The organism is Micromonospora sp. RHAY321 (assembly GCF_023896955.1).
Classification (GTDB): Bacteria; Actinomycetota; Actinomycetes; order Mycobacteriales; family Micromonosporaceae; genus Micromonospora.
On sequence record NZ_JAMHIW010000008.1, the window covers coordinates 57780 to 72670 of the forward strand.

Sequence of the window (14891 nt, forward strand, 5' to 3'; positions counted from 1 at the left end):
CCAGCGACCGCGCCCATCCGGCGTCGGTGCCGGTCAGCAGCGGACGCCAGACGGCGAGCGCCGTCACCCGCGCACCGGCGTCGGCCGAGCGCTCGCCATCGGGTGGAGCGGCCTCGCCGACACCCGACATCACGGTGTCCACCGTCGGGCCCACGCCGGGCAGGACGCGGCCCCGGGTGACCAGGTCGGCGGCGAAGTCGGCCAGCTCGGCGAGGTGCCGCAGGGTGGCCCCGGGCACCACCGGGAGGTCGTCCAGGGCGCGCAGCAGCGCGAGCGCGTCGTCCGGGGCGTACACCAGCACGGGGACCCGCCACGCGGCCAGGGTGAGCCGGCCGCGGGCCGGGGGTGCGACGGCGGTCCGGATCAGCTCGGGTGAGTCGGTGGGCGCGCCGGCCCGGGTGGGCAGGGAGAGCAGCGCGGTGTCCTCGCGGGCCGGCTCGGCGGCATCGGCGAGGGCGGTGACCAGCGTGCCGTGCGCGGCGGCGAACGGATGTGGGCGCTCGCGGGGCGGACGGCCGGGGCGGCGCGGCGCGGCTGCCGGCGCGGCGCTGTCCTCGGCCCAGACGGCGAGGCCGGAGGTCGAGCCGTCGCCGGGCAACCACAGCCCGTGGATGACCAGCACGTACTCCCCCTCGTCGCCGCCCGCGCCCAGGATAGGCGGCCCGGGAGGGCTACTGTCGGCGCCATGGTCGACCTGCTCGTCATCGGCGGGCTCGGGGTGGACGTGCGGGTCCGGGTGCCCGCGCTGCCGCTACCGGCCGCCGATTCGCACATCGTCGAGCCGATCGAGTTGCGGATCGGCAACACCGGCGCCGGGGTGGCGCTGGCCGGGCGGGCGCTCGGCCTGGAGGTACGGGTGATCGACACCCTCGGCGCGGACCCGGCCGGCGACCTCGTCCGGGCGGCGCTGGCCCGGGCCGGCGTGCCGTCGGTGCTGGCGGAGGACCTCGCCGGGACGCGGCGGTCGGTGAACCTGGTGGACCCGGGCGGGCGACGCACCTCGCTGTACGACCCGCGTCCCTGGCGGGGCGACGACCCGCCGTTCCCGCCGGCGGAGCTGGCCGAGCTGGTCCGGGACGCCCGACACGTGCACCTCTCGATCATGGACTGGACGGTGCCGCTGCTGCCGGCGGTGCGGGCCGCCCTACCGGCGGGGGTGATGCTCTCCACCGACCTGCACGACTGGGACGGCCCGAACCCCTACCATCGGCCGTTCGCCGAGGTCGCCGACCTGATCCTGGTCAGCGGTGTGCGGCTGGCAGAGCGGGCGGCGGTGCTCGCCGGCGCGCTGGCACCCCGCACCCTGGTGGTCACCCGGGGCGCGGACGGGGCCGAGCTGCACCCGGGCGACGGCACGGCCGTTCCGGTGCCGCCCGCGACCCCGCCGGGGCCGGTGGTGGACAGCAACGGAGCCGGCGACGCCTTCGCGGCCGGGCTGATCGCCGGGCGGCTGCGCGGCGAACCGCTGGCGGACGCGGCCCGGTACGCGGCCCGGGTGGCCGCCGCGGCGTGCACCCACGACGGCATGGAGTATCCGTTGGGCCTGCTGCCCACCGAGTGACGCCTCGCCGCGCTCCGGCTCAGACCGCGCCGGTGGCGCCGTCGGTCAACTCACGAAGGATGTCGGCATGCCCGGCGTGGCGGGCGGTCTCCTCGATCAGGTGGACCAGAATCCAGCGCAACGACACTTCGCCGAGCTGCGGGTGTGGGACCACGTGGTCGAGGTCGAAGCGCGCGGCGACCGACCGGGACCGGGCGCACGCCCGCTCGTACGCCTCGACGAGCCCCTCGACGGTGTCGAGTTCGTCGACCGTGAAGCTCGCCACCGCGTCCTGCTCGGAGGTCAGGTACACGTCGCCGGGCTCCGGAGCCAGCAGGGTCGGGAACCAGTTCCGCTCGACCAGGGTCAGGTGCTTGACCAGCCCGGCGAGCGTGGTCGTCGAGGGCACCAGCCGGCGGGCGGCCTCGGCGTCGGACAGGCCGCGCAGCTTTCGCAGCACCACGGCACGGTGGAAGTCGAGGAACGAGTCCAGCACGGCACGCTCGTCGCCGGTGCGGGCGAGCACTGGGCCGAGTGTCGGATCGATGGTCTGCTCCATCCGCCGACCCTAGCCGCGTGTCGGGCGTCCCACTGCCCCGCTATCCGCTGCGGGGGGCGTGCGTGACGGGCAGGATGGGCGCATGGCTTCATCCGTGCAGATCCTGCTCGTCGGCGGCGCCGCGGACGGGCAGAGCGTCACCGTCGAGCTGGACAGCAACGGCCGTCCACCGCTGACCCATCACCACCTCGGGTCCGGTGGGCTCGCCGAGGCGCAGATCTACGAGTTGGAGTCCGCCCGCGAGGAGGACCGCGAGTGGCGCTACCGGTGGACCGGCCCGGCGGTGTGACCGCCTGCTCAGACCCGGGTGAGGGTGTGGCTGCGCAGGCTCTCCAGCACGCCGCGGGTGACCTCGGAGGTGCCCCTGGCCAGCTCGCAGACCTCGGCCACCCGTTGGGCGGTGGCCTCGGCGCGCTGCTCCCGCTCATCCCAGAGCCGGTCGACCTCGGCCAGTAGCGGTCCTTCGACCTCCCGCTCGACGCCGCGCAGCGCCGGCACGCCGAGCCGCTGCGCCAGGTCGAAGACCTTGCCGGCGTACGGCAGCGGCAGGAACGGTGTGCCGACCATCGCCGCGAAGATCAGGAAGTGCAGGCGCATGCCGACGGCCAGGTCGAAGTGGCGCATCAACCCGAGCACCTGCTCCGGTGTGTAGGTGCCGTGCAGGATGCGCCCCCGTTCGGCGGCGACCATGTGCGACAGCACTCCGTGGGCGTGCCGGATGTCGTCGCGTTCCATCGGCACGAACAGCACGTACGCGTCGATCCGGTGCACCAGGAAGTCGCCGATCTGGGCCAGCAGCCGGTGGTAGCCGTCCACGTCGAGGCGTTCGGCGGCCCTCCCGGGCTCCCGCACGCTGATTCCGACCAGCCGATTGCCGGCCGGCACGCCCTCCTCGGCCAGCAGGTGGGGTGGAAAGTCCGCCGGCTGCAACAGGAAGGCCGGGTCGGCGGTGACCGTGATCGGGTTGAGCAGCCCGGCCTCCTCCAGCATCATCCGGGACTCCTGGTCACGAACGGTCACCTGGGCCGCGCTGGCGAGCGTCTCCCGGACCATGCCGGTGTCGACGGCATCGCTGAGCGGCCCGACCCCCACCGCGTACGTGATCAGGGGCAGGCCGCGCTCCTGGGCGACCCGGACCACGCGCAGGTAGCGGCGTGCCTCCCGGTCGTAGAGGATCCCGCCGCCGCCCAGGATGAGCAGGTCGAGCTGGGCGAGGACCAGGGCGGAGTCGGTACGGCTGACGCCCTCCCAGGGCACCGCCTCCACGTGGGGGTGGGCGGCCCGGGTGTGCTCCGGGTTGCGGGAGAAGACGATGATCCGGGCATTCGGCTCCTGTGTGCGCAGATCGGCGAGCAGGCCGGTGAGGATCGCCTCGTCGCCGAGGTTTCGGCCCCCGTACGAGCCGAGCACACCGATGGTCAGTCCGGCGCCGTGCGTCATCCGTCGCTCCTCCCCAGGTGCGGTTCGGGCCGGGTTCCCGCTGGGTGGGTGAACAGTCCTGCCGGGAGGACGCCTGACCGGCCTGCCGCCGGCTCAGTCCGCCGGGTCGAGCCGCTTGACCATCTGCTGGGCGGCGACCTCGAAGCCCAGGCTCCGGTAGAGCCCGATCGCCACGGTGTTCGTGCCGAAGACGTTCAGCCCCAGCTCGGGCACCCCCAGCTGGGCCAGTTCCGCCTCCATGAGCTGGATCATCCGACGTGCGTGCCCCCGTCCCCGGTGTGCCGGGTGCACCTCGATGTTGTGGATCCAGGCCCGAGAGCCCTTGTCGGCGGCGCCGGGCGTCCCGGGCAGGGTCACCCAGATCCAGCCGACCTCGGTGTCGTCGACCCGGGCCACCCGCAGCAGCGCTCCCTCGGTGGCGACGCCCGCCGGCAGCAGCTCCCGCAGTTGGCTCGCCGAGCGCTCCCGGGCCGCCTGCGGGGTCAGCCCCCGGTGCGCGGCCAGGTCCTCGGCGTACACCTCCTCCAGCGACTCCCGCAACGGAGCCAGCTCCTGCTCGCTCATCGGCGTCAACGTCAACTCCACCGGGTTTCCCCCTTCAGCGTCGGTTCCAGCGGCCAGTGCAGCAGAGCCGACGGGGACGCGCCACCCGGATCCTCCCGCGCCGACAATTGGGTTGTCCGCCGCCGCGAGCGGGGCGCACCGTGGGCGGATGGCGGAGCGGACGACGACCCGGATCGGCTGGACGGACCTGCCGGAGCGGGTCCGGGCCTCGGTGGAGGGCATCATCGGCGACCGGGTGGTGCAGGCGGTCTCCCAGCCGGGCGGATACTCGCCGGGCACCGCGGATCGGGTGCGCACCGCGACCGGGCGGCGGGCGTTCGTCAAGGCGGTCAGCCCCGCACAGAACCCGGACAGCCCGGTCATGCACCGCGCGGAGGCACGGACGGCCGCGGCGCTGCCGGCCTCGGCACCGACGCCGCGCCTGCTCGGCTGTCACGACGATGGCGAGTGGGTCGCGCTGGTCTTCACCGATGTGGACGGTCGGCACCCGGCCACGCCGTGGCGCGCCGACGAGCTGTCCCGCGTGCTGAGGGCCCTGGAGACGATGGCCGACGCGCTCACCCCGAGCCCGGTGGCGCACGTGCCGACCGCGGCAGAACGCCTGGCGTGGGACTTCGCCGGCTGGCACCGGATCGCCGCCGACCCGCCGGACCGGCTGGACCCCTGGGCGCGTGCGCACCTGGACCAACTGTGCGCCGCCGCCGACCGGGGCATCGCCGCGTTGACCGGTGACACGCTCTGCCACGTCGACGTACGGGCCGACAACCTGCTGCTCGACGCCGCCGGCACGGTCACCGTCGTCGACTGGCCGTGGGCCTGCCGTGGCCCGGCCTGGCTGGACACCGCGCTGCTGCTGGTCAACGTCCGGCTGCACGGCGGGCACGACACCGAGGCACTGCTGCGCCGGCTGCCGCTCACCGCCGACGTCGACCCGGTCGCGCTCACCGGGATGTACGCCGGGATGGCCGGCTTCTTCGCCGACGGCGCCCGGCGTCCACCGCCGCTCGGCATCCCCACCGTCCGCGCATTCCAGCAGGCCCAGGCCGACGCCCTGCTCCCGTGGCTGGCCCAGCGCCTCGCCTGACCGTCGTCCGGGTTGGCGTGCCGAGCTGCCTACGGTGCCGCTGGCGTGGATTCCAGCCGCTGCGCCAGCTGCGTCAGGTCGTCGAGGCGCAGATCGCCGTCGAGCCCCTTCAGCGCCGCGGTCATCGCGCCGGCCGCGCGCCCCGCCTCCAGCCCCACCTCGGCGTCCTCGACGACCAGGCACCGCGCCGGGGACACGCCGAGCAGCGCGGCGGCCCGCAGGTAGCCCTGCGGATCCGGCTTGCCGGCGCTGACGTCGTCCACCGTGACCAGCACCGGCGCGGCGATGCCGGCGGCGCCGAGTCGGGCCTCGGCCAGCCGGGCGTCGGCGCTGGTCACCACCGCCCAGGGCAACCCCGACCGGGCCAGTGCCGCCAGCACCTGGTGGGCACCGGGGGTGGCCGTCACGTCGGACAGGTCGTCGTACTGCAACGCCAACTGCCGCGCCGCCGCCACGGCGACCGTGGCATCGTCGAGCGTGGGCAGCAGTCGGCGAATGGTCTGATCGGCGGGTCTGCCGTGCGCGATCGCCAGCGCGGCCGCCGGCGCCACGGCGTACTCGGCCGCCCACCGTCGCCAGGCCCGCTCGACGGCGGCGTCGGAATCCACCAGGGTGCCATCCATGTCGAACAGCACCGCGTCGATCTCTGCCAGCTCCACGATCACGCCCCCCGAATACGCTCCGTCCCGAGGATAGATCCGGCCGCCGGGCAGGTGCCCGCCGCCGGGTGACCGATGGCGGGAAACGGACCCGGCGGTGGGAGCGAGGGGTCCGATGGCCGCCAGACGCGCGATCGAACCGGCGACATGATCGTTTGCATGATGACGACGACGACACTTGACGGCAAGGTCGCCCTGGTCACCGGGGGCTCCCGGGGCATCGGGGCCGGTATCGCGCTGCGCCTGGCACAGGACGGTGCCGACGTGGCACTCACCTACCGGCAGAACGCGGAGCAGGCCGCGACCGTGGCGAAACAGATCGAGGCGCTGGGCCGGAGGGCGTTGGTCCTCCAGGCCGACGGCGCCGACCCGGCCGCCGTACGCGACGCGGTCGACCGGGCCGCCGCCGAGCTGGGCCGGCTGGACATCCTCGTGAACAACGCGGCGGTTTTCCTGGTCGGTGCCGTGGACGATCTCGGCACGGCGGAGCTGGAGCAGACGATCGCGGTGAACGTCCGGGCGCCGTACGTCGCCGTGCAGGCGGCGTTGCGGCACCTGGGCGACGGCGGGCGGATCATCAGCATCGGCAGCAACGTCGGTGAGCGGGCCGTCTTCCCCGGGCTGGCGCTCTACTCGATGAGCAAGACCGCCCTGGTCGGGCTGACCCGGGGCCTGGCCCGCGAGCTGGGACCCCGTGGCATCACCGCCAACCTGGTCAACCCCGGGCCCACCGACACCGACGCCAACCCGGCGGACGGGCCGAACGCGGCGGCCATCAGCGGCTTCACCGCCGTCGGCCGCTACGCCCGCCCCGCCGACATCGCCGCCACCGTCGCCCACCTCGCCAGCCCGGAGGCCAGCTACGTGACCGGCGCGGTGGTCAACGTGGACGGCGGCTTCACCAGCTGAGACTGGGTCACCCCTCGCGGTCCAGCACGGGGCGTACCGCATCGACGAACGCGATCCGGCGGGTCGTCCGTACCTCGATGGCGGCGAGCCAGCGCTCCCGGTGCCGCTCACGCAGCGGCACCGTCGCGGCGCCCGGCTCGCCGCCGAGGCGGCGCTGGTCGGCGTACTCGGCGGTCAGGCTGGCCAGCACCGACCGGGCCGCCGACGCGACCTCCGCCGGACCTTCCAACAACACCAGGTTGTACGCCTCGTCCACGGCGCGCATCGCCGCGTACGCCTCGTCGTAGCCGGGCGGTGACTCGTCCCCGCCGGCCTCGACCCACCGCCGGTCCAACCGTCGGTACGCCTGGTCGCAGGCACTCAGGAACCCGACGTACGCCTCCCGCCGCAGCTCGTCCCGGCGCGTGGTCCGCCGCTCGGCGTTCTCCTGGCGGGCGACGGTGAGCTGGTGGGCCAGTTGCCGACGGGTGCTGAGTGCGCCGACCAGCCCGGTCAGGGCGGCGGCGGCCAACGTGGACAGAGAGGTGATCAGCGCGACGGCGACGGTGTCCTGCACCCGCCCATCATTCCGCGATCAGCTACACCGGCCCTCACCGGAGGTGCCGACCCGACTCGGACGCCTGTGCCGAAGGACCATGCGACGTTTCGGTCGTTCCGTGGGACAAGCAGGCCACCGCCGAGTTCGGAGGTGCCCTGCACGTCCTGCGAGAGACGGTGATCGGCAGCGGCTCGCAGGTGCGGTGAGGCCTCCGATCCCCAGGTCACGGGGCCACGTTCGAGGGGGCGGGCTTGGTACAGTCGCGCTTCCCCTTGATCGAATAAAGGACATCCCCATGGCCGACAGCGGGCCTGAACCTGACGCGAACCCGATTCCGGTCCCGGATCCGGCTGCCGCAGCGACACCCCAGGACACGCAGGACACCGAGACGGCTCCGGGTACACCTGCCGACCCCACGCCGGCCACCACCACGTGGACTCCCCCGCCGGCGCCGCCCACCCAGCCCAGCCACACCGGCGTCATCGTCGCCGCGGTCGCGGGTGCTGTGGTGCTGGTGCTGGTGGCCTGCGTCGGGCTGGTCGGCGGCATCGTCGTGCTTCGCTCCGGATCGACCCCGGCGGCCAGCAGCCCGACGTCCCGGGCTCCCCTGTTCCCCACGACCGGCGCCAGTCCCACCGCGAGCGGTCAGCCCGACCAGAGCGAGGAGCCGGTGGCACAGGGGCCGCAGGCGAGCGCCTACCCGGCGGAGAAGATCGAGGACCTGAACCGGGTGTGCGACGAGGACATCTACTACCCGGAACTGCCGAAACGCGCCGGCAAGGCTCCGCACCCGGTCGTGCTGCTCCTCTCGGACACCCCGGGTCTCCGCTACAAGGACGACGGCTACTACTACGACCTGGGCCTGTCGGCCAAGGTCGAGCAGACGTGGGCGTCGGAGGACCCCAGGAAGGTGCAGATGGTCGCCTGCCTCGACCGGGTCAGCACCGGCGCGAAAATCCGCAACTGCAAGTTCGACGACCCCAAGCCGCAGACGCTGCCGCTGGTGCGAACCGGCTGGCGTCTTCGGGTGTACGAGGCGGCGACCGGCCGCAAGCTGCTGGACAAGGCCATGAACGGCGATGACCAGAAGTGCCCGTTCGTCGTCATGGTCGGTGCCGACAAGAAGATCTACGCCGAGGTCAGCGACCGGGCGGCGATCGCGGCACTGCGCAACCTCGTCACCAAGTGACCGGGCTGCCGCGCCCAGACTCGTCCAGACGGTCGTGCTGATGATGAGGTGGGCGCGGCAGGTTTCGAACCTGCGACCCCCCGCTTGTAAGGCGCTTCCGGCAAGAGTCGCAGCGTCCGTTGACGTCCGCTGGGCCGGGGCCGGAGGCGAGACCCGTACAGCCATGGGCGGCCACGGCTGCCACCGTTGATGTCAGTGACTGATGTCAGACCGGCTTTGTTGCCGGCCGGGCATGTCCCACAGTCCACCGCGACAGGCAGGCCGGGCGAGCACCACAATGGCGACGTGCTGAGCTACGTCCGCTGGTACTGGCCGGAAGAGGATCGTTGGAACTACGACGAACTCGACACGGATCGGTGGTCTCTGCGCCACGTCGAGCTGCGGGGGGACGGCGAGGTCCTGGCAGCGGCGTCTCTGGCGGAAGCGCTGGCCGCACGCGACTCAGGAGGCGGGGGCGCTGTTGTGACGTACGAGAGGCGATTCGGCGTCGTACCTGAAGCTCCGTTCCCGCCGCCTGACGGTGACATCGAGCCGGTGCTGGAGACGCTGTCTGCCGGCGAGTTCGAGCAGCTGTGGCGGCACGCTCGCAACCAGCTGGAGCGAGCCGGAAGCAGCTGACCTCTTCGGTGTGAACGCCGTCCGGGGCACCAGGCACTGTCATCCGATGCTGAACCGTGCCGTTGAGCGCGGCGATCTTGCTGCCTGCTGCGCCTCATTGCGCGCCGGTGTCGCTCGTCGCGCTGCCTACTCGCTGCCCGCACCAAAGATCAAGGCTGCTGTCGGTCGGTGTCGACCACTGCGGCAGACCTACTTGTCTCGTCGCCTGGGGTCTGCCCATGACGGTCGGCGTCGACCGGCTTAGCTGTACGGATGGCTGTACAGTCCCGGGCGTGGGCATGGACGTGGATTTGCTTCTAGGAACGTCCAGGCCGGAGGCGCCGCCCTTGTTGGAGCGGATCGCACCTCAGGTCGCAGCGGTGCTCGGCGTCGAACTCGTCGAGAAGACCGGCAGTTGGCGGCATTTCTTCGGGCGAGGCGAGGACTTTGTGGTCTGGCTCGACGTCGATCCGGACACGAAGGAGCCGTTCCTCAGTCATCCCTTCGTGTTGGAGGTGTCGGCCGCTCGGGGGGCCGAGGTCGAGGTTGGCACGAGGCTGTTCCAGCAGCTTGCCGAGACCGGACGCTTCCGGGTGATGCTCCTTCTAGACCACGACTGCGTGCAGTCCACGCACTTCCCCTGCGAGGACTGGTGATCTGGCCGCTGGTAGAGCCGCGTGACCGGATCGGACCGTCGACCTGCGCATTACGAGTCGGCTGCTCGGCGCTGGTCCACCGCTGCGTCCTCGTGCCTCACACGCTGCCGTTGTCCGCGATCGTCCGCCCATGCTCGCCGGTTTGGCTGCTCGCCACCGATGGAGACCAACGCCGGGACATCAATTGCCACGTGAACGAGGATGCAGGTTGCGACGCCTCGCTTACAAGCTCTGTGCAGGCCGTCCGGGCGCATCCGTCCTCGTCCGTGACCTCGGCCCATCGTCCGTCGCTCGCCTTGGCTGGCCTCCGGCGGTTGGGCCCGTTGCTGTCGACAGCTTGTGTCCGGTGCGGCTGCTGCCACCGTGGCCGTTTGTGATGCTCTTCACGAGCTTGGTTGACAGTGACTTACGCTTGACCGCCGGCGCCTAGGCGGGCAGGGCGCTGTGGGAGCGGCTGGGGGAGCAGACAGGTGGACTTGCTGACAGCTGTGTTGGCACTTGCAACCCTTGCCAGCTTCGCGGCTGACGTCTTCGCCATCATTCAGGGCAAGCGGAAGCAGGGCGTCATCCTTCTTGTCGTCTTTGCTGCCCTGGTAGCCGTCCTTGCCTTGGAGGTTCGGCACACCGCCCAAGTAGAGGCCGAGAATCGGGCGCTTACCGACGCGCAGGCGCGAGCGCAGCGGCTACTCGATACGTGGACCGGTTCGGACGGCGAATTTGACCCTGATTTCGTGTCCCAAGGAGAAGCCGAGGGGATAGCAGTAGCCGCCGCTGACCTCATGGAAGACGTGCGTACGTGCCGGCAGCAAGCCTTCCAGGCTGCCCTTGACCGGGTGGCAGACGCGCGCAGGCGTGCAGCGTCTGTAAGTGGGACATCCGACCTGGATGTCACCTTCAAGCGTTCCGACATTTGGCAGGAGACGGCTGTAGCGGCCGTCGAACAGGTGCGCGGCGTCGCAACCGTTCCTCCCGACTGCTAGCTCGTGGCGCCGCTCGTTTACTCCCTGCCGTCGGGCAGCCTGCAAGAGGTAGACAGTTCTGTGTTGGCCGGCGGTGACTCGTCAATGACTCGCGAAAGAGCAAGGCAAAGCCCGTCAGGGACTCGAACCCTGAATCCCTCTCGTGCTGCGAGGATCGTGCCGAACCGGGCGGATCGGCCCGCTGACCTGGGCGAATTATTGCGCTGCCTTACAGCGGTTGACAGCCCTTGTCGGCGTCAGTTGTGCCCGTCTTGTGCCCGAGGATCTTGCCGAGGTGACTGGGACTGAGGCCAACCGACTACCGTCGACCCGTGCTCGATCCTGCAACTTTCTTCGACGAATCAGGCCCGCTGGGGGATCCTCTCACCGACGAGGTTCTGCGGGCTGATGTCAGCCGTGGATGTCAGGCACCCGCCCGACCAGGCAAGGCGCTTGGGCTCGGGCGGGTTTTACCTGGTCAGGTGGTGGTGGGCGCGGCAGGTTTCGAACCTGCGACCCCCCGCTTGTAAGGCGGGTGCTCTCCCACTGAGCTACGCGCCCGGAACGCCCGTACGGCGGGCCGGAGGCTGGCAAGCTTACCCTGCTCGCTGCCGACCCGGGCGCACGGCGTACCCGGTCAAGGTGATGGTCAGGCGGCCGCCTCGGCGATGGCCTTGCGCCAGCCCTGCTGGTCGCGGGCCTCGCCCGGGCCGTTCATCTCGGCGAAGCGGACCACGCCGGCCTTGTCGATGACGAAGGTGCCCCGGTTGGCGATGCCGGCCACGTCGTTGAAGACCCCGTACGCCTGGGCGACGCCGCCGTGCGGCCAGAAGTCGGCCAGCATCGGGAACTGGTAACCCTCGCGGTCGGCCCAGACCTTGTGGCTGTAGACCGAGTCGACGCTGACCGTCAACACCTGGACGTCGTCGTCCACGTACTCGTCGAGGTTGTCTTGCACCTCGCGCAGCTCGCCCTGGCACGTGCCGGTGAAGGCGAGCGGATAGAAGACCAGCAGCACGGTCCGCCTGCCCCGGAAGGCCGAGAGCCGGACCTCCTGATTGTTCTGGTCCTTCAGCACGAAGTCCGGCGCCTCGGCGCCAACCTCGATGGGCATGCGAACTCCTCGGGTCGAGTCGGGGACGGCGCGAGCCTGCCACCCGGCGGTGCGGACCGCCGGGCGCGAAGGGCAACGATTGAGGGCTACTTCTTGCCCTTGACCCCTCGGCGCAGCACCAGGCGGGCGCCGCTCCAGTCCCGGCCGGCGTTGATGGTCGAGGTCTGCTGGAGGCCGGCGGTGGGCGCGGACTCCGCGACCTCACTCGGCTCGACGTGCCCCTCACGCCCCGCCTTCGGGGTGAGCAGCCACACGACCCCGTTGTCGGCCAACGGGCCGAGGGCGTCGACGAGAAGCTCGAAGAGGTCACCGTCGCCGTCGCGGTACCAGACGAGAACCGCGTCGACGACCTCGTCGGTGTCCTCGTCGACCAACTCTCCAGAGCGGTCGGTCAGGGCGTCGCGGAGATCCTGGTCGACGTCGTCGTCGTACCCCATCTCCATGACGACCATCCCCGGTTCGATTCCGAACCGGTCCGCCAGGCTGCGTACCCCGTCGGCGGCCTGACCAGCGGTCGCGCTCACTGTCGCGTGCCTCCTCATCTCGTCCCTGCTCGCGGCGTCGGCGACGCCGTCAGGCAAAGTCCACACAGTTGTGCCTCTGCGCGCAAGTGGCGCACCGGGTGGAACGGAATTTACCGTGCCAGCAGCGTACGGGCACCGTCGGTAATGGCTTCCGCGGAGACCAGAACATGGCGTGCTGCCGGACCTAATGGTACAAACGAGTCAACTCCCGCCACACGTCGCGCGGCGCCGACATATCCGGCGTCGACCAGCGCGGCGATCACTCCCTCGCCGACACCGCCCGACCGGCGGGTCTCGTCCACCACCAGCACACGGCCCGTCGCCGAGGACTCCCGGATGATGTCGGCGACCGGCAGCGGGGCCAGCCAGCGCAGATCCACCACCCGGGTGCCCACCCCCTCCTCGGCGAGGACGGCCGCGGCCCGCAGCGACATCCGCACGCCGTTACCGAAGGTGATGATGGTCAGGTCGTCGGCCGACCCGACCCGGTAGACCCGGGCCCGACCGATCGGCACGTGCCCCGCCACCCAGGCCCCCGGCTCCGGATAACCGGCCAGCCACTCCCCGTCGCCGTCGGCGTACAGGTCGCGGGTGTGGTAGAGCGCGATCGGCTCCAGGAACACGCAGACGCTGCCGTCCACGGCCGCGCTGGCCAGGCAGGTCCGCAGCATGGGCGCGGCGTCGTCCGGCCGCGCCGGCACCGCGACCACCAGGCCGGGCACATCGCGGAGTACGGCCACCGAGTTGTCGTTGTGGAAGTGCCCGCCGAACCCCTCCTGGTACGCCAGCCCGGCCACCCGCAGCACCATCGGGTTGCGGAACGCACCCTGGGAGAAGAACTGCATGGTGGCCGCCTCGCCGCGCAACTGGTCTTCGGCGTTGTGCAGGTACGCCAGGTACTGGATCTCCGGCACCGGCAGCATCCCGGCCAGCCCGGCGCCCAGCCCCAACCCGAGCACCGAGGTCTCGTCGAGCAGGGTGTCGAAGACGCGGGCCGCCCCGAAGCGGTCGCGCAGCCCCTTCGTCACCCCGTACACGCCGCCCTTGGCGGCCACGTCCTCGCCGAAGACGGCCATCTGCGGGTGGTCGAGCAACCCGTCGGCGAGCGCCGCGTTGATGCTCTGCGCCAGGGTCAACGGGCCGGCCAGCTCCGGCGGCTTGCCCCCGAACGCCTCCGCCCGGGCGCCCGCTCCCGGGCCGCTGGCCCGGGCCGCCGCGTCGGCCACCGCCCGCGCCACCCGCACCGGCCGGCGGGGCGCCAGCGCCGACACCACCTCGGCGGCGGAGCCCAGCTTCGGTTCGCCCAGCACCTCCTCGGCGAGGCGGCGTACCTGCCAGCCGGTCTCGTCGTACCGGGCCAGCAGTTCCTCGCCGGTGGCCAGGCCGGCGTCGGCGAGCAGCCGCGCGGTGGCGACAACCGGGTCCCGGTCCAGGTCCGCGGCGAGTTCCCCCGGGGTGCGGTACGCCAACTCCGCGTCGGCCCCGGCGTGCCCCATCAGCCGGACGGTGCGCAGGTGCAGCACGGCCGGACGGCGGTGCCTGCGCACCCATGCCGCGGCCTCCGCCGCCACCGCGTACGCCTGCACCGGGTCGCCCCCGTCGGCGGTGAAGTAGTGGATGCCCGGCCTGGACCGCAGCGTCGCCTCCACCCAGCCCTCCGGGGAGCGGACGCTGATGCCCAGCCCGTTGTCCTCGCAGACGAAGAGCACCGGGATGCGCAGCCCGGCGTGGTCGTACCAGCCGGCGGTGTTGAAGGCGGCGGTGGCGCTGGCGTGGTTGACCGAGGCGTCGCCGAACGAGCACACCACGATGGCGTCCGGCGGCCACGGGGCGTGGGTGGCACCGGCGCCGCTGCCGACCCGCACTCCGGAGGCGGTGCGCCGCCCGGCGCTGTCCATCCGGCGCAGCCGCTCCACGGCCAGTCCCATCCCGACCGCCCGGGGCAGGTGGGAGGCGATGGTGGAGGTGGTCGGCACGATGGCCAGGTCGGCACGACCGAACACCTTGTGCCGGCCACCGGCGATCGGCTCCTGACTGGAGGCGACCATCCCGCGCAGCACGTCCCGGGCCGCCTGCGCGTACGGCGCGAACCCGCCAGTGGGCGGCGCGGAGCCGGCCGGCCCGGACTCGGCCGGTTCGGACTCGGCCGGTTCGGCGGGTGGTTCGGCGGGTGGTTCGTCGTCGGCGGGCGGTTCGAAGGACGTGGCGGCGGTCTGGGTGGCGCGCACGCAGTAGAAGGCTCCGGAGCGGTAGTGCAGCAGCGCCGGGTCGGTGGGCCGCAGCGCGGCGGCGACCGCCGCGTTGCCCTCGTGCCCGGCCGAGCCGATCGTGTAGAAGCCTTCCCCGAAACTGCGCAGCCAACGGCCCGCCAGGTCGAGCTGCCGGCTGGTCACCTGCGCGTCGAACATCTCCAGCAGTTGCGCGCCGGTCAGTGGGGCGTCGTCGGTGACCGGGTCGGCGGGGTCACGCCGTCGCTCGGCGGCGGGCAGCGCCGCCAGCGTCTCCCGGAAGCGGTCGTCGAGATCTTGCGGGGTGGTCACGTCGCACAGCATTACCGAC

Annotated in this window: 16 protein-coding genes, 1 tRNA gene and 2 pseudogenes; 9 read left to right on the forward strand and 10 right to left on the reverse strand. The window is 72.1% G+C overall.

From position 1 onward, the window contains the following. Positions 1-144: 144 nt before the first annotated feature. Positions 145-622, reverse strand: a pseudogene (locus tag M8C17_RS32315) (ATP-dependent helicase); the annotation flags it as partial. A gap of 63 nt (positions 623-685) precedes the next feature. On the opposite strand from M8C17_RS32315, the gene M8C17_RS18645 reads away from it, so the two are divergent. Continuing rightward, on the forward strand, positions 686-1561 hold the full coding sequence (locus tag M8C17_RS18645) for a carbohydrate kinase family protein (protein WP_252417781.1): 876 nt from the start codon (positions 686-688) through the stop codon (positions 1559-1561). A 19-nt stretch (positions 1562-1580) separates the two neighbouring features. On the opposite strand, the gene M8C17_RS18650 is transcribed toward M8C17_RS18645, so the two are convergent. Then, positions 1581-2099, reverse strand: a complete 519-nt coding sequence (locus M8C17_RS18650; RefSeq protein ID WP_252417782.1) for a DinB family protein — start codon at positions 2097-2099, stop codon at positions 1581-1583. An 82-nt stretch (positions 2100-2181) separates the two neighbouring features. Between M8C17_RS18650 and M8C17_RS18655 the strand changes: the two genes are divergently transcribed. Continuing rightward, on the forward strand, positions 2182-2388 hold the full coding sequence (locus tag M8C17_RS18655) for a hypothetical protein (RefSeq protein ID WP_252417783.1): 207 nt from the start codon (positions 2182-2184) through the stop codon (positions 2386-2388). Positions 2389-2396: 8 nt separating this feature from the next. Here the strand turns inward: M8C17_RS18655 and M8C17_RS18660 are convergent, their stop codons facing one another. Further along, on the reverse strand, positions 2397-3539 hold the full coding sequence (locus M8C17_RS18660) for a polysaccharide pyruvyl transferase family protein (RefSeq protein ID WP_252417784.1): 1143 nt from the start codon (positions 3537-3539) through the stop codon (positions 2397-2399). 93 nt (positions 3540-3632) lie between these two features. Next, positions 3633-4124, reverse strand: a complete 492-nt coding sequence (locus tag M8C17_RS18665; protein WP_252417785.1) for an N-acetyltransferase — start codon at positions 4122-4124, stop codon at positions 3633-3635. Between the two features lie 127 nt (positions 4125-4251). On the opposite strand from M8C17_RS18665, the gene M8C17_RS18670 reads away from it, so the two are divergent. Then, positions 4252-5187, forward strand: coding sequence for a phosphotransferase family protein (locus tag M8C17_RS18670; RefSeq protein WP_252417786.1), 936 nt, complete (start codon positions 4252-4254; stop codon positions 5185-5187). Between the two features lie 29 nt (positions 5188-5216). On the opposite strand, the gene M8C17_RS18675 is transcribed toward M8C17_RS18670, so the two are convergent. Then, positions 5217-5846, reverse strand: a complete 630-nt coding sequence (locus M8C17_RS18675; protein ID WP_252417787.1) for an HAD-IA family hydrolase — start codon at positions 5844-5846, stop codon at positions 5217-5219. A 162-nt stretch (positions 5847-6008) separates the two neighbouring features. On the opposite strand from M8C17_RS18675, the gene M8C17_RS18680 reads away from it, so the two are divergent. Beyond that, the gene (locus M8C17_RS18680) at positions 6009-6755 is read left to right on the forward strand and encodes an SDR family NAD(P)-dependent oxidoreductase (protein WP_252417973.1); all 747 of its coding nucleotides are present in this window, start codon (positions 6009-6011) and stop codon (positions 6753-6755) included. A 7-nt stretch (positions 6756-6762) separates the two neighbouring features. On the opposite strand, the gene M8C17_RS18685 is transcribed toward M8C17_RS18680, so the two are convergent. Beyond that, positions 6763-7311: a hypothetical protein gene (locus M8C17_RS18685; protein WP_252417788.1), complete on the reverse strand. Its 549-nt coding sequence runs from the start codon at positions 7309-7311 to the stop codon at positions 6763-6765. A 277-nt stretch (positions 7312-7588) separates the two neighbouring features. Between M8C17_RS18685 and M8C17_RS18690 the strand changes: the two genes are divergently transcribed. The 5 genes and pseudogenes from M8C17_RS18690 to M8C17_RS32320 all read left to right on the forward strand — a co-directional run. Beyond that, positions 7589-8482 (forward strand): hypothetical protein, encoded by an 894-nt coding sequence (locus tag M8C17_RS18690; RefSeq protein ID WP_252417789.1) that lies wholly within the window; start codon positions 7589-7591, stop codon positions 8480-8482. Positions 8483-8767: 285 nt separating this feature from the next. Then, positions 8768-9100: a hypothetical protein gene (locus M8C17_RS18695; protein WP_252417790.1), complete on the forward strand. Its 333-nt coding sequence runs from the start codon at positions 8768-8770 to the stop codon at positions 9098-9100. A 272-nt stretch (positions 9101-9372) separates the two neighbouring features. Beyond that, positions 9373-9735, forward strand: a complete 363-nt coding sequence (locus M8C17_RS18700; RefSeq protein WP_252417791.1) for a hypothetical protein — start codon at positions 9373-9375, stop codon at positions 9733-9735. Positions 9736-10205: 470 nt separating this feature from the next. Then, positions 10206-10715 carry a hypothetical protein gene (locus M8C17_RS18705; RefSeq protein ID WP_252417792.1) on the forward strand — a complete coding sequence of 170 codons (510 nt, stop codon included), beginning with the start codon at positions 10206-10208 and terminating at the stop codon, positions 10713-10715. 278 nt (positions 10716-10993) lie between these two features. Beyond that, a pseudogene (locus M8C17_RS32320) lies at positions 10994-11101 on the forward strand (SMI1/KNR4 family protein); the annotation flags it as partial. 79 nt (positions 11102-11180) lie between these two features. Here the strand turns inward: M8C17_RS32320 and M8C17_RS18710 are convergent. From M8C17_RS18710 to M8C17_RS18725, 4 genes are all read right to left on the reverse strand, one after another. Further along, positions 11181-11255, reverse strand: a tRNA-Val gene (locus M8C17_RS18710). An 88-nt stretch (positions 11256-11343) separates the two neighbouring features. Beyond that, positions 11344-11808 carry a peroxiredoxin gene (locus M8C17_RS18715; protein WP_252417793.1) on the reverse strand — a complete coding sequence of 155 codons (465 nt, stop codon included), beginning with the start codon at positions 11806-11808 and terminating at the stop codon, positions 11344-11346. Positions 11809-11894: 86 nt separating this feature from the next. Then, on the reverse strand, positions 11895-12332 hold the full coding sequence (locus M8C17_RS18720; protein WP_252417794.1) for a DUF3052 domain-containing protein: 438 nt from the start codon (positions 12330-12332) through the stop codon (positions 11895-11897). A 110-nt stretch (positions 12333-12442) separates the two neighbouring features. Then, positions 12443-14884, reverse strand: coding sequence for a transketolase C-terminal domain-containing protein (locus M8C17_RS18725; protein WP_252417795.1), 2442 nt, complete (start codon positions 14882-14884; stop codon positions 12443-12445). Positions 14885-14891 lie beyond the last annotated feature (7 nt).

Coding starts and splice junctions, on each gene's coding strand:
- M8C17_RS18645 (WP_252417781.1), top strand. CDS start 686: ATGGTCGACCTGCTCGTCATCGGCGGGCTCGGGGTGGACGTGCGGGTC.
- M8C17_RS18650 (WP_252417782.1), bottom strand. CDS start 2,099: ATGGAGCAGACCATCGATCCGACACTCGGCCCAGTGCTCGCCCGCACC.
- M8C17_RS18655 (WP_252417783.1), top strand. CDS start 2,182: ATGGCTTCATCCGTGCAGATCCTGCTCGTCGGCGGCGCCGCGGACGGG.
- M8C17_RS18660 (WP_252417784.1), bottom strand. CDS start 3,539: ATGACGCACGGCGCCGGACTGACCATCGGTGTGCTCGGCTCGTACGGG.
- M8C17_RS18670 (WP_252417786.1), top strand. CDS start 4,252: ATGGCGGAGCGGACGACGACCCGGATCGGCTGGACGGACCTGCCGGAG.
- M8C17_RS18680 (WP_252417973.1), top strand. CDS start 6,009: ATGACGACGACGACACTTGACGGCAAGGTCGCCCTGGTCACCGGGGGC.
- M8C17_RS18690 (WP_252417789.1), top strand. CDS start 7,589: ATGGCCGACAGCGGGCCTGAACCTGACGCGAACCCGATTCCGGTCCCG.
- M8C17_RS18715 (WP_252417793.1), bottom strand. CDS start 11,808: ATGCCCATCGAGGTTGGCGCCGAGGCGCCGGACTTCGTGCTGAAGGAC.
- M8C17_RS18725 (WP_252417795.1), bottom strand. CDS start 14,884: ATGCTGTGCGACGTGACCACCCCGCAAGATCTCGACGACCGCTTCCGG.